Here is a 17729-nt window from a genome sequence, read left to right as displayed (position 1 = left end):
TAATTGTGCTCGGGAAAACAGAAACATAGGCCAGATTAACGGTTCCGGCCGGCGGCTCGCAAGGCGGTGGCAAGGAGAAGGGAATGCACTATCCTGTCTTGGTGAATCCCCGCAAGCCTTCATTGAGCAGGATGCCCATGAGGAAACCAAAAAGGGCGCGCGCTGCGAAGGCCAAAAAGGGCCGGAAGACCAGTGCCGGCCGACCCGGAGCCGCCGCGAAGGCCCCGGCCAAGCCGGCGCGGCGCCGCGCTCCGGCCGCCGCTGCCGCCGACGCCAACGCGACCATCCGCGGCCTCAAGAGCAAGCTCAAGGAGGCCCTGCTGCGGGTCTCGGAACTCGAGGCGGCCGCCGACACCGACTTCCTGCTCGATATACCGAACCGGCGCGGCTTCGAGCGCGAGCTCGCACGCGCCATTGCCTACATGAAGCGGTATCGCGCCAGCGGCGCGCTGATCGTGCTCGATGTCGACCGGTTGAAGCCGGTCAACGATTGCTTCGGCCACGCCGCCGGCGACGAAGTGCTCAAGGCGATCGTCGCGACGCTGACGCGGCAGGTTCGCGCCTCCGACGTGGTCGGCCGGCTCGGCGGCGACGAGTTCGCGCTGCTGCTTTGGAATCTCAACGAGACCGATGCCAAGGCGAAGGCTGCTTCCTTCGAGCAGGCGATCGACGAATTGTCCTTCGTCTTCCGCGGCCAGCAGGTCGCCGCGGGCGCCTCTGCCGGCGTCGCGTTGCTCGGTCCGCATTCCGATGCGGGCCGCGCCCTGGAAGAGGCCGATGCCGCCATGTATGTGCGCAAGGCGCGGCGCCGGCACGAGCCGCGCATCAGGCTCGTGAGCAGCGAGCGTTAGAGCATAGTCCGGATCCGAAGGGCCGCGTCAGCGCGAAGTGCGTAGCGGTTTTCCTCGCGACGAACGCGCAACGTGTTTGCGCGGAGATCGTGCTCAAACGGGAAATCAAAGGGTCGCGAGATCTTCGGGCACGTTGCCGAATTTGCGCAGCAGCGTGGCGTCCCCGAATTCGCCGGTCATGGGATCGCCGCTGCGGCTGAAGGCGACCGCGCCGATATGGCCAGCGCCGCGCGCCAGAGCTTCGGCGCGCCGGAGCGCTGCCGTCGAGGACTGACACTCCTCCGCGGCGCCCGCGACAGGCGATCCGTCGTCATCGATCAGGAAGGGCATTGCAACGTAATAGGTCACGTCCGACATGGCGTTGCTCCAATGATCAAAACTACGCGGCGCTGCTGTTGCTCCGCGCCTTGCTGCGTGACGTCTCGGGGATGCAGCCGGCGGAAATCGCCGCCTGCAATTCTTCCAGCTCCGCCTCGAGATATTCGTTGGCCATGATCAGCGCCTTGATGGTGCTGCGCAGGTTGCCGTCGCACATCGCGATCGCCTGATAGCAGGCCTGTTCGTAATGGCTGTTGTCGAGAAGGGCGGGGACTGACATCGGCGGTGTCCTTGGGCTGCTTGGGCGTTTCCTGGGGCGCTGGGGTTGCAAAATGTTCCTATTTTGTTCTCAGCGAGTCAAGCGGATTCATCCGCGGTGAGCGGGCCGCGAACGCGCCTCTGTGGATCAGGCGATGATGTCGGGCGTGATCTGGTCTTCGATGAACGCGATACGGTCGCGTAACAACAGCTTGCGCTTCTTCAGCCGCTGCAACCGCAATAGGTCGGGGGCAGGCGATTGATGCAGTGCATCGATCGCCGCATCGAGATCTCGGTGTTCCTGCTGCAACCGGGTGAGCTCGGCTTCGAGCTCACGCTCGTCTTCATTGGTCATGTCTGCGGTGGCCGAAAACCGAAAAGCGTGAAATTAAGGCTGTGGATGCCCTGTGGAAATTATCGTCCTTGCGCGACGTGATCGCAAGCGATCTGCGACCCCGGCACGCCGATCTCCCGCAACATATTTCTGCGGACCGATGCGGCACTGCGCGAGCGCATTGATATCATGGATTTTTCAGGCGCGGTTCCATTACTCACGCTTCATTACATATGAATTTTCAAAAATGACGATGCGACGACGGATACCCATCGACAGAACGAATCGGTGATGTAGACTTCGTCGTCCGGATCGAATCCTAAAGCTCTACCCTACCGAGGAGGTTTCGAATGACAATTCAGGCACATCTGGTTGAATTGGAACGGAAGCACAAACTTCTCGAAAACGAATTGCACGAAGCTCTCGTGCACCTTTCAACAGACGACCTGCAAATTGTTGAGTTGAAGCGCCGGAAGTTGATGGTCAAGGACCAGATCGAGCGTCTGAAGCACGGCGATACGCTCCACTAGCGACCCCCGTAACAGCGTTAGAGTTGATCGTATCCTTTCAGGCGGGGATGAGAGCCTTTGTGCTCATCCCTGCTGCAAGGTGCGAGACCGTGCAAAGACATTTGCGCGGAAGCCCGAGCCATTTCCGTTTCGATGGAATCGAAACGGAAATGGCTCTCGTTTTTTTGGGGCGTATTTCCTTCGCGCGAACCGTGCCCCGCTTCGCGCGAGAGCGCGCTAGATGTCCGCGAGTTCGGCGACGTGATCCGCGATCGCCAGCGACGAGGTCAGCCCCGGCGATTCAATGCCGAACAGGTTGACCAGACCCGCGACGCCGTGGTCGCGCGGGCCTTGCATCAGGAAATCCTGCGTGGCCACAGCCGGCGGCACGATCTTCGGCCGGATACCCGAATAGCTCGGCATCAACGCGCCGTCCGGCAGCGTCGGCCAGTATTTGCGGATCGCCGGATAGAAGCGCTCGGCGCGTGACGGATCGACCTCGTAGTTGATCGTCTCGATCCATTCGACGTCGGGCCCGAAACGCGCCTGTCCCGCCATGTCCAGCGTCAGATGCACCCCGAGGCCGCCGGGCTCGGGCACCGGATAGATCAGGTGCGAGAACGGCGCCCTGGCGTTGCAGCTGAAGTAGTTGCCCTTGGCGAGATAGGCCGGCGGAATCCGGTCGAGCGGCATGCCCTCGATATTGCGCGCCACTGTCGTCGCCGACAGTCCCGCAGCGTTGACGAGCAGGTCGCATTGCAAGGTCATCGGCGCCTCGCCGCCGGCCTCGACCTCGATCACGCCGGCGACGGCCTTGGCGCGGATCAGCGGGGTGTGAAACGCGAAGGCCGCGCCTGCATCCTCGGCCTCGCCGCGCAGCGAGAGCATGTAGGCGTGGCTGTCGATGATGCCGGTCGATGGCGATAGCAGCGCGGCGTCGCAGGCGAGCGCCGGCTCCAGCGCGCGTGCGGCCTCGCCCGTGAGCAGCTGCATGTCGAGCACGCCATTGGCTTCGGCATGCGCCTTGATCGATTGCAGCTTCTCGGTTTCCTTGGCACTGGTCGCGACGATCAGCTTGCCGCAATTCTTGTGGGGGATGCCGCGCTCGGCGGCGTAGCGGTAGAGCGCGTGCTTGCCGCCGACGCACATGCGCGCCATCCAGCTCCCGGCGCGGTAGTAGATGCCGGCATGGATCACCTCGCTGTTGCGCGAGGAGGTGATGGTGCCGATGGCCTCGGCTTCCTCAAGCACGACGACCTCGCGCCCGGCCTGGGCGAGCTTCCGTGCCACCGCGAGCCCGACCACGCCGGCTCCGATGACGATGCAATCGACCTTATCCATGGTTGTGCAGGGTGTCCGCTGGGAGCGCCGGTGGCATGGGACCTGGGAAGACGGGCGCGGGGCCGTTTTCCATTAAGGAAGAATTTATCATGTCAGGGCAATTGCCGTATTTGGCGTCACATTTTTCTGTTGCGCGTACAGGCGTTTACCCGATCCAAACCCGTGAGGCCAGACAATCCGACGTTGAAATCGCGGGTGGCTGATGGCTGAGAAGAACTGGCACGAGGGCAGCACGCTTCCGATTGCTGTGCAGGCCGTCTTGTGCCTGGCCGGCATGGTCGCGCCTGCGCGCGCCTTTGCGCTCTCGGACAGCCTCACCCCGCCGGACTATATCGGCCAGCTCGGTCCCAACCTGATCTGGGAAGCCCTGATCGCAGGCGTCGTCGTCTGCGCGTTCCTGGCTTCCGTCGCGTTGTGGGTCCATTCGGCGCTACGCCGGACCCGGCGCTCGCAGCTGCGGCGCAATGCCTTCGTCTCCTCCGCCATGAACAGCCTGAACCAGGGCGTGGTGATGACCGATGCGCAGCGGCGCATCATCTTCTGCAACAACCGCTATCTCGAGATTTACGGCCTGACCCGTTCGGACCTGTGGGCCGGCATGACCGGCTACGACATCCTCGAGCTCAGGCGCAAGCGGGGCGTCCTGGGCGGCGTCTCCGATGACGAGTTCTACGAGAAGGCGGCGAGCACCAACGGCCTGATCACCGAGCTGCCCGACGGGCGGGCGATCCTGGTGAAGTATTTCATCCTGCCGAACGGCGGCTCGGTCGCGACCCATCTGGACGTCAGCGAGCAGCGCAAGCTGTCGCGGCAGCTCGCCTCGACCAAGCAATTCCTGGAATCGGTGCTGGACCATGTGCCGGCCTGCGTGGCCGCCAAGAACATCGACGACGGCTGCTACATCTTCGCCAACAGCGCCTATGAGCGGTTCTGGGGCCTGTCGCGGGATTACGCCGTCGGCAGGAATGCGCGGGAGCTGTTCGCGGCGAGCTCGGCGACGAGCATCGAGGCCGCCGACCGGGCGGCGCTCGAGGCGGCGGATGGCCGGTTCCGCAACGAGTTCGAGGTCGACCGCGGCGGTGAGCGGCGCATGGTCGCCTCGATCCGGATCGTGGTCCGCAACGAGAGCAACAAGCCCGAATTCCTGCTGCTCGTGTTCGAGGACATCACCGACCGCCGCTCGCTGTCGCAGGAACTGGAGAGCACCAAGAAGTTCCTCGAGCTCGTGGTCGACAACATCCCGGTGGCGCTGATCGTCGAGCAGGTCAAGGATGGCCGCTATCTGCTCGCCAACCGCAGCGCCGAGACGATCCTCAACCGCCGGCGCGAGGAGGCCACGGGCCTGACCGCGTCCGACATCTTCAATCCCAAGGAAGCCAAGCTGATCATCGCGCGCGACGAGGCCGCGATCAAGAAGCGCGGGATGATCACCGAGGAGCACCCGATCTCCACCAAGGACGGCCTGCGGCTGTTCCTGACCCGCCGCGCCACCGTGCTGAACGATGCCGGCGAGCCGCAATATCTGATCAAGACCCATGAAGACGTCACCGACCGCCGGCAGACCGAGTCGCGCATGGCGCACATGGCCTATCACGACGGCCTCACCGATCTGCCGAACCGCGCCGCCTTCCTGCAGGCGCTGACCCAGATGATCGAGGCCTGCGAAGGCACCGGCGAGGAATTTGCCGTGCTCTGCGTCGACCTCGACGGCCTCAAGGAGGTCAACGACGTCTTCGGCCATGCGCTCGGCGACAAGCTCCTGATCGAGGTGGCCCAGCGGCTCCAGGACTCCGCACGCGGCGGCGTGGTGGCGCGCCTGTCCGGCGACGAGTTCGGCCTGATCATCGACGGCAAGCAGCCGGAGTCGGGCCTCGCCCTGGCGCAACAGATCGGCGACGCCGTCGCACAGGAATTCCAGATCGATGGCCGGCCGGTCCGCGCCGGCGTCACCACGGGCATGTCGATCTTCCCGCACAACGGCGCTGATGGCGCCTCGCTGCTCGCCAATGCCGGTGCGGCGTTGTTCCGCGCCAAGCAGAAGTCGCGCGGCACGATCAGCCTCTACCAGCCCGAGATGGACCAGCAGATCCGCGACCGCCGCGTGCTGCACCAGGACCTCTCGATGGCGATCAAGAACGGCGAGCTCTCGCTCGCGTTCCAGCCCCAGGGCGTCGCCCGCCACAGCGTCGCCGAGAGCGACATCATCGGCTTCGAGGCGCTGGCGCGCTGGCAACATCCGGTGCGCGGCCAGGTCTCGCCGGCCGAGTTCATCCCGATCGCGGAAGAGAGCGGCCTGATCGTCGAGATGGGCGAGTGGATTTTGCGCGAGGCCTGCCGCGAGGCGGCGTCGTGGCCGAAGCCGCTCCAGGTCGCGGTCAATCTGTCGCCCGCGCAGTTCATGCACGGCGACGTGGTCGGCCTCGTCCATTCGATCCTGATCGAGACCGGCCTTGCGCCCGGCCGGCTCGAGCTCGAAATCACCGAGGGCGTGCTGATCGAGGATTTTGATCGCGGTCTTGCATTGCTGCGCCGGCTGAAGGCACTCGGGGTTCGTATCTCGATGGACGATTTCGGCAGCGGCTATTCCTCGCTGAGCTATCTCCAGGCGTTCCCGTTCGACAAGATCAAGATCGACCGCGCCTTCATCATCAATCTCGGCCGCAACCCGCAATCGGCGGCGATCGTGCGCGCCGTGATCGATCTCGGCCACGGCCTCGAAATGTCGATCATTGCCGAGGGCGTCGAGACCGTCGAGCAGCTCGCCTTCCTCGCCAAGGAGGGCTGCGACGGCGTGCAGGGCTATCTGCTCGGCAAACCGCTGCCGATCGGCAAATATGCCGACCTCGTCGGCCGTGCCGAACGCATGGAGCTGGCGCTCAAGACCGGCTAGCGCGCTTTCGAGCGAAGTGGCCGCCTGTTCGCGTCAAGAAAACACGCAAAACAAAACTCTGGGGCTCCGTTCCGATTTCATCGGAACGGAAATGGCTCTAGTGATGAGAGCGCGCTTCGTTCTCATTCGACGGCTTCATGGCGGATTACGATCTTGCGATCATCGGCGGCGGCCTGAACGGTGTCAGCCTCGCGCGCGATGCGGCCGGCCGCGGCCTGCGCGTCATCCTGTTCGAGCAGGGCGATCTCGCCGGCGCGGCGTCATCGGCGACACCGCGGCTGATCCATGGTGACCTGTCCGTGCTGGAGCGGCGCGGCTTCTGGCGGGTGCGCCGGGCGCTGGCCGAGCGGCGGATCTGGCTCGCCATCGCGCCACATCTGGTCCGGCCGCTGCCTTTCGTCATCCCCGCGCATTCCGACGAGCGTCCGCCATGGCTCTTGCGAGCCGGTCTCTATGTCTATGACGGCCTCACGAACCGGGGCGGCCTGCCGCCATCGGCGACCCTCGACATCACCCATCATCCGGTCGGCAACGCGCTGAAGCGACCGTTCGGCACCGCGTTCGAATATTGGGATTGCGTCGTCGACGATTCCCGCCTGGTGGCGCTCACGGCGCTGGATGCCGCCGAACGCGGCGCAGCGATTCGGACCGGGGCGCGCTGCGCGCGTGCCGATCGGGACGATGTCTGGCGGCTTGCGGTGGTCGATCGCGGCTATCGCCGTACGGTCACGGCGCGGGCACTGGCCAACGCCACGGGCGGCTGGACCCCGATCGTCGCGGACACCGTGCTGCGCCAGCCGCAGCCTGCGATGGCGGCGACGCAGATGAGTCAGATCGTCGTGCCCAGGCTGTTCGACTCCGAAAATGTCTACGTGTTTCAGAACAATGACGGGCGGCTGATCTTCGCCCGGCCGCTCGAGCGCGACTTCACGCTGATCGGGACGATCACGCATGCCTTCACCGGGGACCCCGCGATCGTCGCGATGTCGGGGGCCGACGTCAGCTATCTCTGCGAGGCCGCCAGCCGTTATTTCCGCGAGCGCGTCGCTCCGACCGACGTGGTCCGTACGGTCTCGGGCGTCAATCTGACGCCGGCGTCCGTGCGGGGACGTGACGGCACGACGCTGTTCCACGCCCGCCGGCGCAAGGCTCCGCTGATCACGATGTTCGGCGGCGATGTCACCACCTCGCGCCTGCGTGCGGAGCGGGCGGTGACGAAGCTAACGCCGTTCTATCCGATGTCGCCGCCCTGGACTGCCGGCGCGCCGCTGCCAGGCGGGGATTTTGCGTGGGACCGCTTCGATCACGAGGTCGACCTCGCGCGCGACCGCTGGCGCTTCCTGTCCGAGCCGGAGGCGCACCGGCTGGTCGCGGCCTACGGCTCGCGGCTCAAGGCAGTGCTCGGCGAGGCGAAGACGCGTGACGAGCTCGGCCCCACGTTCGGCCCCGAGTTGACCGGTGCCGAGGTGCGCTATCTCATGACGCACGAATGGGCACGTTTCCCCGAGGACATCCTGTGGCGCCGCTCCAAGCTCGGCCTGACCATGCCGGCTGCGGACCGTGACGCGCTGGCCGCGTTCATGGCGAATGTGAGCTAGCGAGCGGCGTAGCCCGGATTACGCTTCGCTCCATCCGGGCTAAGGCCGCAATCTATAGCCGAAGCGGTTGAGCTGGGGACGATGGGCCGCTAGCGTGCGGCGGAATCGGGGTTGGCAGAGACCATGACGGACGAGTTGCCCAGAAAAGACGCCGCGGCGGATAGTGGCGCGGGAGATGCATTTCCCGCGGCGGGGCATCCGTTGCTGCGCATCGAGGGCGTCGCCAAAAGCTTCGGAACGTTCCGGGCCGTGGACGGCGTATCGCTCGACATCAAGGCCGGCGAATTCTTCGCGCTGCTGGGGCCGAGCGGTTGCGGCAAGACCACGCTGCTCCGCATGCTCGCGGGCTTCGAGGCGCCGGATGAGGGGCGCATCCTGCTCGGGGGCAAGGACATCGCGCAGGCGCTGCCGCATGAGCGTCCGATCAACATGATGTTCCAGAACTACGCGCTGTTCCCGCATCTGTCCGTACGCGACAACATCGCCTTCGGCCTGAAACGCGCTGGTATGGCGCGCGCCGAGATCGCCACGCGCGTTGCGGAGATGATCGCGCTGGTCAAGCTCGACGGCCTGGAGAAGCGCAAGCCGGACCAGCTCTCCGGCGGCCAGCGCCAGCGTGTCGCGCTCGCGCGCGCGCTGGCGCGCCGGCCGCAATTGCTGCTGCTCGACGAGCCGCTCGCCGCGCTGGACAAGAAGCTGCGGGAGAGCACGCAAGGCGAGCTGATGGAGCTGCAGCGCCGGCTCGGCATGACCTTCATCATCGTCACCCACGACCAGGAGGAGGCGATGACGATGGCGAGCCGGATCGGCGTGATGAAGTCAGGCAAGCTCGCCCAGGTCGCACCGCCGCGCGAGCTCTACGAGGCGCCGCGCTCGCGCTGGATCGCGGAGTTCGTCGGCGACATCAACCTGTTCGACGGCGAGTCCAAATTGCGCGACGGTCATCGCCTCGTCATCGGCACGCGTGATGCAGGCGCGCTGGTGGTGGCCGAGCCGCGCGAGCCGGTCGGCGCGGGACGATTTGCCGTCGCGATCCGCCCCGAGAAGGTCAAGCTGTCGCGCCGCGGTCCCGTCAGCGAGGCCGGGCGTGAGACGGCGATCAACCGGCTCGACGGCGTCATCGCCGACATCTGCTATCTCGGCGGCACCACCACCTACAAGGTGAAGCTCGACACCGGCGGGGTGCTGCAGGCGTCCGTCGCCAACAGCGCGCGCATCGACGTCGATGCCTACAGCCTGAACCAGCATGTCGTCGCCTGGTTCACCCCAGACGATTGCGTGGTGCTGCAATCATGAGCTCCCGCCGCATCTTCGCGCGCCCGGCGCGCTTTGCCGCGATCGCGCCCTATGTCTGGATGGTGCTGTTCTTCCTGGTGCCGTTCGCCTTCGTGCTCAAGATCAGCCTGTCGCAGACCGCGATCGCGCAGCCGCCTTACGAGCCGGTGTTCGACCTGTCGGCCGGGTGGGATGCGCTCAAGGCGGCGTTCGCTGCGCTGTCGGCCGATAATTTCAGGCTGATCGGCTCCGACGACATCTACGTGTTCGCCTATGTGCGCAGCCTCACCGTTGCCATCACCGCGACAGCCCTGCTGCTCCTGATCGGCTATCCCATCGCCTATGGCATGGCGCGGCTGCCGAAGCGCTGGCAGGCGGTGGCGATGGTGCTGGTGATCGTGCCGTTCTGGACATCGTTCCTGATCCGCATCTATGCCTGGATCAACATCCTGCAGCATGACGGCCTGCTCAACCAGATCCTGCTGGCCTTGCATCTGGTCAGCCAGCCCGTGGTGTGGCTCTCCACCGACACCGCGATGTATATCGGCATCGTCTATTCCTACCTGCCGTTCATGATCCTGCCGCTCTACGCCACGCTCGCCAAGATGGAGCCGGCGCTGGAGGAGGCGGCGGGCGATCTCGGCGCGCCGCCCTGGCAGGTGTTCTGGCTCGTCACCTTTCCGCTGTCGCTGCCTGGCGTCGGCGCCGGCGTGCTGCTGTGCTTCATCCCCATCGTCGGCGAGTTCGTGATTCCGGACCTGCTCGCCGGCTCCAATGCACTGATGATCGGCCAGACCCTGTGGCTCGAATTCTTCACCAACAAGGACTGGCCGGTCGCATCCGCCGCGGCCATCGTGCTGCTGGTCGTGCTGCTCGTGCCGCTTATGCTCTACGAGCGGCTGCAGAAGCGCCAGCTCGAACAGGGAAGGTAGGGCGATGCGCAAGGCTTCCCGCCTGACCCGCTTCAACGTCGCTTCGCTGGCGCTGGGGCTGGCGTTCCTTTATCTGCCGATCCTGATCCTCGTGCTCTATTCCTTCAACGCCTCGCGCCTGGTGACGGTGTGGGGCGGCTGGTCGCTGCGCTGGTATCGCGAATTATTCAACGACCGCGCCATGATCGAGGCGGCCTGGATGAGCCTGCGGGTCGCGGTCGCCTCCGCGACCATCGCGACGCTGCTCGGCACGCTCGCGGCCGTGGCGCTGTCGCGCGGCGAGCGGTTCCGCGGCCGCACGCTGTTCTCCGGCATGCTCTACGCGCCGCTGGTGATGCCGGAGGTGATCACCGGCCTGTCGCTGCTGCTGCTGTTCGTGGCACTGAATGCCGAGCGCGGCTTCTGGACGGTGACGATGGCCCACACCACGCTGACCATGTGCTTCGTCGCCGTCGTCGTGCAGTCCCGCCTCGGCTCGCTCGACCGTTCCCTGGAGGAGGCGGCGATGGATCTCGGCTGCAATCCGGTCCGCGCTTTCGTGGCGGTGACCCTGCCGCTGATCGCGCCCGCGATCGTCGCCGGCTGGATGCTGGCCTTTACGCTCTCGCTCGACGATCTCGTGATCGCGAGTTTTACCACCGGTCCCGGCTCGGCGACCTTGCCGATCCGGATCTATTCGGAGGTGCGACTCGGCGTGAAGCCGGAGATCAACGCGATCTGCACGCTGGTGATCGCCCTGATCGCGGTCGTCATCGTCATCGCCTCGCTCGCCTCGAAGCTGTCGAGCTCGCAGGGCGAGAGCGCGGCGCCGCTGTAGCTGCGCTCTCCTGCGGTGCTTGGGCACCGGCCATCTTGGTTAACAGTTCATATAGCTTATCTGGCTATCGTCGCCTCGCTTGGGGAAGAGGGGCGATGAAGCGGCTTTATATTGGTGTGGCCAGCACTGTTCTGGCGTTGCTCTGTTTCGCGGTTCGGCCGTCGGCCGCTGCGACGCAGATGGTGTCGCTGGTCTACAACGGTTCGCCGCAGTCGCCGCAACAGATCGGCTCTGACGAATTTCGCCGCAAGCTCGGCGAGCTGGCAAAGGGCCGCATTATCCTCGATGCCCGCGCCGGCAACGCGTTGGGCAGCGAGACGGCGATCCTCGCCGCCATGCGCAGTGGCGTGGTCGACATGGCCACGCTGTCGGGCTCGGTGGTCAGCTCCGCCGTGCCGGAGTTCGGCGTGTTCGACGTGCCGTTCCTGTTCCGCGATGCGGCGCAGGCCAAGGCGGTCGCCGAGGGGCCGGTCGGCGCTCTCTTCGCCAAGCATTTCGCCGACAAGGGATTGGTGCTGCTCGCGATCGGCAAGCAGGGCTTTCGCAACGTCACCAATTCGAAGCGGCCGATTCAATCCCCCGCGGATCTCCGCGGCCTGAAGATCCGCGTGCTGCCGAACGAAGTCTATCAGATGACCTTCAAGGCGCTGGGCGCCGAGGTCGTGCCGATGGAGTTCACGCTGGTTTATTCCGCATTGAAGGACGGCCGCATCGACGGGCAGGAGAATCCGGTCGCGACGATTGCCGCCAGCCACCTCGAGGAGGTGCAGAAATACGCCAGTCTGACCGGGCATTTCTTCGCGCCGATCGCCTTCGTCGCCAATCGTGATGCGTTCCAGGCTCTCCCGCCCGCGGACCAGGCCGCGATCGTCGCCGCCGCCAAGGCCGGCGCCGAGGCGACCTGGCAGAGCGGCGTCGCAGAAGAGACGAAGAAGATCGAGGCGCTTCGCAAGGGCGGTATGGAAGTCATCGAGAAGGTCGATCGCCAGCCCTTCATCGATGCCGTGAAGCCGCTGGAGCCCGAATTCGAGAAGCGCTTCGGCAAGGATCTGCTCGCCCGGATCCGGGCGACGCCGTAATCGCGGGAAACATCATGAACCTGTCATTGATCCTGTCGCGCATCGGCATCCGCCCGCGCATCTTCGGCGGCTTCGCGCTGGTCCTGGGTTTCCTCTGCGTGCTGGCGCTGCTCGCCGTCATGCGGCTGTCCGAGATCGGCGGCACGGTCGGCGAACTCGTCACCAGCGCCGACGGCGATGCCGGCATGGCGCGGGTACACGCCGCGCTGCTTTCGTCCAACGTCACCGTCGAAAAGTTCATCCGCACGCGCAATCTCGGCGACCGCGACAGCGCCATCAAGGCGATCGACGGTTTTGGCCAGACCTTTGACCAGGTCGATCAGCAATTCGGCCGCCTGCCGGCGATCGCCGCCGGCCGAAGTGCGCTGGTCGACGCGCTCGGGACCTATCGGAAATCCTTCACGGCGGTCGCCGCCGCTGTCGATCGTTTGCGCAATGCGAGCACCAAGAGTGAGGGCCTCGGTGCCACCGCTGGCCTCGCTGTCGGCGCGATCAATGTAGCGCTTGCAAACCAGCCCGAGCGCCTGCTCCAGCCGCTGCGTCTGGCCGGCACGGTGGATGCGATGCGCGTCTCGACGCTGCGCTACACGATCACCCAGGCCCAGGTCGACGCCGACGATGCCGGGTTGACGATCGGTTATGTGCTGGCAGCGGTGGCCGACAGCGAGGCGGAGATCGCCGCTGTCGAGGCACCGCGACTGAAGAACCTGATCGCGGCCTTGAAGAAGGTGCTTGCCGATCAAACGGCGACGCTGACCGAGCTGTCCGCCGCGATGGGCGAGCTGCGCAAGGCGCAGGCCGATCTCACCAAATCCAGCAGCGCGATCGACGCCAAGGCGACGGAGATCAGCAAGGCCCTCGGCGCGACGCGCACCGAGCAGAGCCGGCTGACGGCCGGCTCGGTCGATCAAACCCGCAATCTCGTGTTTACGGTGGCCGCGGCCGCGCTCGTCCTGGGCGCGTTGCTGGCCTGGCTGATCGGACGCAGCGTGTCGCGCCCGATCGGTCAGATGACCTTGCGCATGCAGAGCCTGGCTGCGGGCCAGCTCGACGAGGCGATCCCGGGCGGCGAGCGCGGCGACGAAATAGGTCACATGGCCGGCGCGGTCGAGGTGTTCCGCCAGAACGCGCAAACCGTTCGGCGCATGGAGCAGGATGCTGCCGCGCAGCGGGCTACAGCCGAGACGGAACGTGCCTCGATGATGGCTCAGCTCGCCGACCGCTTCGATCGCGGCATGGAGGGCGTCATCGGGGGCGTCTCGAGCCGTGCCGAAGAGATGGGGCAGAGCGCCGGAAGCCTTGCCCGTGTTGCCGAGCGCGGCCGCTCGCTTGCCGAGCAGGTCGCCGCGACGTCGGCCCAGGCGTCCTCGAACGTGCAGACCGTCGCGGCCGCGACGCATGAGCTCGCCGCCTCGATCAAGGAGATTTCGAGCCAGGTCGCGCGCTCCGTGTCGGTGTCGGATCAGGCCAAGGAGGAGGCTTCGCGGACCGAGGCGCTGATGCGGGCGCTGTCGGATTCGGCGGAGCGGATCGGCACGGTGGTTCAGCTGATCCAGGCGATCGCAAGCCAGACCAACCTGCTGGCGCTCAATGCCACGATCGAGTCGGCGCGGGCCGGCGATGCCGGCAAGGGCTTTGCGGTGGTCGCCAACGAAGTGAAGAGCCTTGCGACCCAGACCGGGCGCGCCACCGAGGAGATCGCCGGCCTCGTCGCCGAGATCCAGGGCTCGACCGGACAGTCGGTCGCTGCGATCGGCCAGATCGGCCGGACCATCGCCGAGATGACGGAGATCGCGACGACGATCGCCTCGGCCGTCGAGGAGCAGGGCGCGGCAACCAGCGAGATCGCGCGCAATGTCGAGCAGGCCGCCAACGGCACCGCGGCGGTGACCGATCAGGTCGGCGCCGTCCGCACCGTGGCCGGCGAGACCGATGCCGGCGCCGAAGCTGCGCTCACGGCGGCTTCAGCATTGCAGGATCAGGCGCGCGCGCTCAAGACGGCCGTCGCGGAGTTTCTGCAGACTGTGCGCAAGGCGGCCTGAGGATCTTCGCGCGCGGCGGTCCTTCGACTGGCGCATCGTGGCGATACGGCAGGCCGCGCCATCTCGGGCGCGACCTGCGGGCCGGCTTCAGGACTTCACCGCACCTGCCGTGAGCCCGCCCACCATGTAGCGGCGGAAGGCGTAATAGACCGCGGCCGGCGGCAGCGCGTAGATGAAGCCGGTGGTCATGAGCAGTTCCCACGGCGAGTCGTCGGCGGCGAGGAAGTTGCCGAGCGCGACGGGGAGGGTGATCTCGCGGTCGTTGGAGAGCAGCAGGAACGCGTAGAGATATTCGTTCCAGGCGAGCAGCACCGCATAGGTGCCGATCGCGACCAGCGAGGGCATCATCAGCGGCAGGTAGACCAGGCGGAAGATCTGCAGCGTGGTAGCGCCGTCCATGACGGCGGCCTCGTCCAGCTCGACCGGCAGCTTGTCCGACGCCTGCTTGAGCACCCAGATCGCGTACGGCGATGCGATCGTCACCATGGCCAGGATCAGCGACCAGTGATTGTTGAGCAGGCCGTAATTGCCCATGGTGCGATACATCGGGACCGCGAGGAACGCGGCCGGGATGAAATAGGTGAAGAGCGCGAGGTTCAGCACAATGCGCCCGCCCGGCACCTTCAGCCGCGAGATCGAGAACGCCGCGGCCGTGGCGATGAACAGCGTCAGCACGCCGACGGCGGCTGCGATCAGCGTCGAGTTCCAGAACTGCACGTAGAAATCGCGCAGGAAGTAGTGCTGCTGCTTGAACACGATTTCGAAGTTGTGGAGCGTCGGATGGTCCGGCCACAGCTTGCCCGAGAACGCATCCTCCTTCGGAGAGATCGCGAACAGGAACATGTGGTAGATCGGAATCATCGTCCACAGGAAGACGGGAATGCCGATCAGGAGCAGTCGCGCTTCCGTCGCGACGTCACGGAGAGAGGGAAGCTTCATCGCGACAACCGTTTCATCATGAAGTAAACGAGCGGCAGGACGAACGGCATCGCGCAGACGATGGAGGCCATCGCGAGCGAGAGCTGGTCGAGCCGGAGATAGCGGATACCGAGCGTCGCCAGCACGTGCGTGAGGTCGGCCGGGCCACCGCCGGTGAGCAGGTAGACGCTGTTGAAATCGCCCAGCGTCCAGATCATCGAGAGCAGCGTGCAGGTGACGTAGAGCGTCTGCATCGACGGCCAGGTGATGAAGCGGAATTTCTGCCACCAGCTCGCACCGTCGACCTCGGCGGCCTCGAACAAATCGTGCGAGATCGCAAGGCGTCCGGTGATCAGGATCAGCGTCCAGAACGGCAGCGACTTCCAGATGTGCACGCCGATCGCCATGCTGAGCGCCACGGTGGGGTCGTTCAGCCAGTTCGGGCCGTCATCGCCGGTGAGGGCGAAGATGTAGTGATTGATCATGCCCCATTCGGGGTTGAGCATGAAGCGCACCGACAGGATGGTCGGGATCGACGGCACCGCCCAGGGCAGGATGAAGATCACCGAGAGCCATTTGATCCAGGTGCGCTGCATGGCGAAGAAGCCGGACAGGAACAGCGCGATCAGCATCTTGATGTTGATGCCGATGACCAGGAAGATCAGCGTGTTGACTGCGGCGCGCGCGAAGATCGGATCGTTGTACAGCGCGACGTAGTTCGCCGGAGCGCGCGCCAGCCACAGCCCGTAGCAGACGGGATAGACGACGAAGGCCAGGAAAACGAGCAGATAGGGCGCGAGCAGGATGATGCCCCAGACCTGCGCCGGGGTCAGCCGCGACGACAGGGGCGGGCCGGGAAGTGCCTGATCGCCAGAGAGCGTGATCGCCATTCTTTAGGACTCTTCAAAGAGAAGCCGGCCGCGAAACGCGGCCGGTGTTGTTCTTACACCTCTCCCCGCGATGCGGGGAGAGGGGAGTATGAGTTAACCCGCGACCTGCTTGATGCGGGCGATCAGCTCGTCGACGGCCTTGTCGACCGGGACCTTCTCGCTGACCACGCGATTCATCGCCTTGGCCCACACGTTCTCGTTGTTCAGGATCGTGAACTTCCAGTTCTTGGTGAAGTCGAAGGCCGCGGTGCCGCCCTTGAACTGCGCATAGACGGCCTTGCGGTGCTTGTCAGCCTGCCAGAACGGGCTTTCCTGGCTTTCCTTCGTCACCGGGAACCAGCGGCCGAGCGCGCCCTCGATGTAGGGGCGGACGTTCTCTTCCTGGAGCAGGAAGCTGATGAACTGCTTGGCCTCAGCCTTGTTCTTGGCCGCGGTGAAGACCAGCCCGGTCTTGACGTCGGAGCGGTAGCGGATGGTCGAGCCATCCGGCGCCTTCGGGAAGGACGCCGTGACGATGTCCTGCTCGTAGGCCTTCTTGCCGGCGTCGCGCTGCTCCTGGGTCAGGGCCTGGTTCTGGGAATCCTCGAACCACTTCGCCGCGATCGAGATCGTGAAGTTGTGGGTCATCACGATCGTCTTGTTGTGGAAGGCGACGTTGTTGTCCGGATCCTTCCAGGTGGTCGAAGACGGCGGGGTGCAGCCCTTGATATAGGTGTCGGTGTAGTCCTTGAGCGCGCTGATCAGGTTCTCGCGCACCTTGGGATCGTCGACCGTGAGCTTGCCGTCATCGTCGACCAGCTTGACGTGGTAGGCGTCCATGAAGGTGTAGAACGACTGGAAGGCGTCGGTGGATTCAACGCCCATCGGCTGGCCGACGGCGTAGATGCGCTGGCCGGTCGCCTTGCGGATTCCCGGCTGCACCTTGTCGCACCAGAACGTCCAGTAGCCCGCCCAGTCGGTCGGGATGTCGGCGAGCTTGAAGCCGGCCTTCTCCAGCATGTCGTTCCAGATCTGGACGTGCATGCTCTGCTGCTTCAGCGGGAAGCCGTAATAGGCCTTCTTCTTGGCGACGTCGTTGTAGAGGATCGAGGCGTCCAGCGTGTTCTGCACGAACCGGCCCTTGATCGGCTCCATGACGTCGCTGAGGTCCTCGAGCTTGCCCTCGTAGGCCCACTTGCCCTGCGCCTGCACGTCGTAGGAATCGGAATAGGCCACATCGGGCACGGTGCCGGCGTCGAGCGCGGCGACCGTCTTCGGAATCATGTCCTGAATCGCGTACTGCGACAATTCGACCTTGATGCCGGTCTTGGCTTCGAATTTCTTGATCGTCTCGATCAGCGCGTCGTCTTCGGAGCGGTAGAAGCCCTTGCCCCACCAGACCGTAATCGTCTTCTGCTGCGCAAAGGCAGGTGCGGTGGCGGCAAACAGCCCAGCCGCAGCGACCGCCAATGACACTGCGCCAATAACCTTGGATTTCACGTTTTTCTCCCTCAAACGGCCGGTGTTTTTAACCGGTCGGCTAAAACACTAGCGCATGGTGGTAGCGCAATCAACGCATCTTGTCAGACCCAGGTCGTGGGCCTCGCGCCGGAGGAGATGCTTAATTTGCGCATCGATCCAATCGCCGCATCAATTCGGCCGGATCAATTCGCGCCGGTCGGCCGTTGCCGGCCGATC

16 protein-coding genes are annotated in these 17729 nt (G+C 65.2%); 9 read left to right on the top strand and 7 right to left on the bottom strand.

Annotated features, from left to right (window positions below):
• Positions 1 to 137 precede the first annotated feature (137 nt).
• Positions 138 to 851 (top strand): GGDEF domain-containing protein, encoded by a 714-nt coding sequence (locus A7X65_RS35595; protein WP_082885184.1) that lies wholly within the window; start codon positions 138 to 140, stop codon positions 849 to 851.
• Positions 852 to 956: 105 nt separating this feature from the next.
• Here the strand turns inward: A7X65_RS35595 and A7X65_RS35590 are convergent, their stop codons facing one another.
• The 3 genes from A7X65_RS35590 to A7X65_RS35580 form a co-directional block, all read right to left on the bottom strand.
• Positions 957 to 1208, bottom strand: a complete 252-nt coding sequence (locus A7X65_RS35590) for a hypothetical protein (RefSeq protein ID WP_063694061.1) — start codon at positions 1206 to 1208, stop codon at positions 957 to 959.
• 22 nt (positions 1209 to 1230) lie between these two features.
• On the bottom strand, positions 1231 to 1449 hold the full coding sequence (locus tag A7X65_RS35585) for a hypothetical protein (RefSeq protein ID WP_063694060.1): 219 nt from the start codon (positions 1447 to 1449) through the stop codon (positions 1231 to 1233).
• Positions 1450 to 1575: 126 nt separating this feature from the next.
• Positions 1576 to 1782, bottom strand: a complete 207-nt coding sequence (locus A7X65_RS35580) for a YdcH family protein (RefSeq protein WP_008546179.1) — start codon at positions 1780 to 1782, stop codon at positions 1576 to 1578.
• Between the two features lie 329 nt (positions 1783 to 2111).
• On the opposite strand from A7X65_RS35580, the gene A7X65_RS35575 reads away from it, so the two are divergent.
• Entirely contained in the window at positions 2112 to 2291 is a 180-nt protein-coding gene (locus A7X65_RS35575; protein WP_061880823.1) for a YdcH family protein, read from the top strand.
• Positions 2292 to 2507: 216 nt separating this feature from the next.
• Here A7X65_RS35575 and A7X65_RS35570 read toward each other — a convergent pair whose 3' ends face one another.
• Entirely contained in the window at positions 2508 to 3611 is a 1104-nt protein-coding gene (locus A7X65_RS35570) for an NAD(P)/FAD-dependent oxidoreductase (protein WP_063694059.1), read from the bottom strand.
• A 202-nt stretch (positions 3612 to 3813) separates the two neighbouring features.
• Between A7X65_RS35570 and A7X65_RS35565 the strand changes: the two genes are divergently transcribed.
• The 7 genes from A7X65_RS35565 to A7X65_RS35535 all read left to right on the top strand — a co-directional run bounded on the left by A7X65_RS35565 (position 3814) and on the right by A7X65_RS35535 (position 14244).
• The gene (locus tag A7X65_RS35565) at positions 3814 to 6501 is read left to right on the top strand and encodes a sensor domain-containing protein (protein WP_063694058.1); all 2688 of its coding nucleotides are present in this window, start codon (positions 3814 to 3816) and stop codon (positions 6499 to 6501) included.
• Positions 6502 to 6638: 137 nt separating this feature from the next.
• The gene (locus A7X65_RS35560) at positions 6639 to 8099 is read left to right on the top strand and encodes a glycerol-3-phosphate dehydrogenase (RefSeq protein WP_063694057.1); all 1461 of its coding nucleotides are present in this window, start codon (positions 6639 to 6641) and stop codon (positions 8097 to 8099) included.
• A gap of 123 nt (positions 8100 to 8222) precedes the next feature.
• Positions 8223 to 9395: an ABC transporter ATP-binding protein gene (locus A7X65_RS35555; RefSeq protein ID WP_063694056.1), complete on the top strand. Its 1173-nt coding sequence runs from the start codon at positions 8223 to 8225 to the stop codon at positions 9393 to 9395.
• The gene (locus A7X65_RS35550) at positions 9392 to 10306 is read left to right on the top strand and encodes an ABC transporter permease (protein WP_063694055.1); all 915 of its coding nucleotides are present in this window, start codon (positions 9392 to 9394) and stop codon (positions 10304 to 10306) included. Before A7X65_RS35555 ends, A7X65_RS35550 begins: the two co-directional genes overlap by 4 nt.
• Positions 10307 to 10310: 4 nt before the next feature.
• Positions 10311 to 11123, top strand: a complete 813-nt coding sequence (locus A7X65_RS35545; RefSeq protein WP_063694054.1) for an ABC transporter permease — start codon at positions 10311 to 10313, stop codon at positions 11121 to 11123.
• A gap of 95 nt (positions 11124 to 11218) precedes the next feature.
• Positions 11219 to 12202 (top strand): TRAP transporter substrate-binding protein, encoded by a 984-nt coding sequence (locus tag A7X65_RS35540; RefSeq protein ID WP_245324041.1) that lies wholly within the window; start codon positions 11219 to 11221, stop codon positions 12200 to 12202.
• 14 nt (positions 12203 to 12216) lie between these two features.
• Complete coding sequence (locus tag A7X65_RS35535; RefSeq protein ID WP_063694053.1) at positions 12217 to 14244, top strand: methyl-accepting chemotaxis protein; 2028 nt, start codon at positions 12217 to 12219, stop codon at positions 14242 to 14244.
• A gap of 87 nt (positions 14245 to 14331) precedes the next feature.
• Here A7X65_RS35535 and A7X65_RS35530 read toward each other — a convergent pair whose 3' ends face one another.
• The 3 genes from A7X65_RS35530 to A7X65_RS35520 form a co-directional block, all read right to left on the bottom strand.
• Complete coding sequence (locus A7X65_RS35530; RefSeq protein WP_063694052.1) at positions 14332 to 15183, bottom strand: carbohydrate ABC transporter permease; 852 nt, start codon at positions 15181 to 15183, stop codon at positions 14332 to 14334.
• On the bottom strand, positions 15180 to 16052 hold the full coding sequence (locus A7X65_RS35525) for a carbohydrate ABC transporter permease (protein ID WP_063694051.1): 873 nt from the start codon (positions 16050 to 16052) through the stop codon (positions 15180 to 15182). Before A7X65_RS35525 ends, A7X65_RS35530 begins: the two co-directional genes overlap by 4 nt.
• Positions 16053 to 16145: 93 nt before the next feature.
• Entirely contained in the window at positions 16146 to 17531 is a 1386-nt protein-coding gene (locus A7X65_RS35520) for an ABC transporter substrate-binding protein (RefSeq protein WP_063694050.1), read from the bottom strand.
• Between the last annotated feature and the right edge of the window lie 198 nt (positions 17532 to 17729).

Source organism: Bradyrhizobium stylosanthis (assembly GCF_001641335.1).
In the GTDB taxonomy this organism is placed as follows: domain Bacteria; phylum Pseudomonadota; class Alphaproteobacteria; order Rhizobiales; family Xanthobacteraceae; genus Bradyrhizobium; species Bradyrhizobium stylosanthis.
This window is presented reverse-complemented; position numbering and strand designations above follow the sequence as displayed.

Excerpts from the sequence above, each read along its gene's own strand:
- A7X65_RS35550 (WP_063694055.1), top strand. The coding sequence starts at position 9,392 with ATGAGCTCCCGCCGCATCTTCGCGCGCCCGGCGCGCTTTGCCGCGATC.
- A7X65_RS35595 (WP_082885184.1), top strand. The coding sequence starts at position 138 with ATGAGGAAACCAAAAAGGGCGCGCGCTGCGAAGGCCAAAAAGGGCCGG.
- A7X65_RS35530 (WP_063694052.1), bottom strand. The coding sequence starts at position 15,183 with ATGAAGCTTCCCTCTCTCCGTGACGTCGCGACGGAAGCGCGACTGCTC.
- A7X65_RS35575 (WP_061880823.1), top strand. The coding sequence starts at position 2,112 with ATGACAATTCAGGCACATCTGGTTGAATTGGAACGGAAGCACAAACTT.
- A7X65_RS35535 (WP_063694053.1), top strand. The coding sequence starts at position 12,217 with ATGAACCTGTCATTGATCCTGTCGCGCATCGGCATCCGCCCGCGCATC.
- A7X65_RS35570 (WP_063694059.1), bottom strand. The coding sequence starts at position 3,611 with ATGGATAAGGTCGATTGCATCGTCATCGGAGCCGGCGTGGTCGGGCTC.
- A7X65_RS35545 (WP_063694054.1), top strand. The coding sequence starts at position 10,311 with ATGCGCAAGGCTTCCCGCCTGACCCGCTTCAACGTCGCTTCGCTGGCG.
- A7X65_RS35580 (WP_008546179.1), bottom strand. The coding sequence starts at position 1,782 with ATGACCAATGAAGACGAGCGTGAGCTCGAAGCCGAGCTCACCCGGTTG.
- A7X65_RS35565 (WP_063694058.1), top strand. The coding sequence starts at position 3,814 with ATGGCTGAGAAGAACTGGCACGAGGGCAGCACGCTTCCGATTGCTGTG.
- A7X65_RS35585 (WP_063694060.1), bottom strand. The coding sequence starts at position 1,449 with ATGTCAGTCCCCGCCCTTCTCGACAACAGCCATTACGAACAGGCCTGC.
- A7X65_RS35555 (WP_063694056.1), top strand. The coding sequence starts at position 8,223 with ATGACGGACGAGTTGCCCAGAAAAGACGCCGCGGCGGATAGTGGCGCG.
- A7X65_RS35525 (WP_063694051.1), bottom strand. The coding sequence starts at position 16,052 with ATGGCGATCACGCTCTCTGGCGATCAGGCACTTCCCGGCCCGCCCCTG.
- A7X65_RS35540 (WP_245324041.1), top strand. The coding sequence starts at position 11,219 with ATGAAGCGGCTTTATATTGGTGTGGCCAGCACTGTTCTGGCGTTGCTC.
- A7X65_RS35560 (WP_063694057.1), top strand. The coding sequence starts at position 6,639 with ATGGCGGATTACGATCTTGCGATCATCGGCGGCGGCCTGAACGGTGTC.
- A7X65_RS35590 (WP_063694061.1), bottom strand. The coding sequence starts at position 1,208 with ATGTCGGACGTGACCTATTACGTTGCAATGCCCTTCCTGATCGATGAC.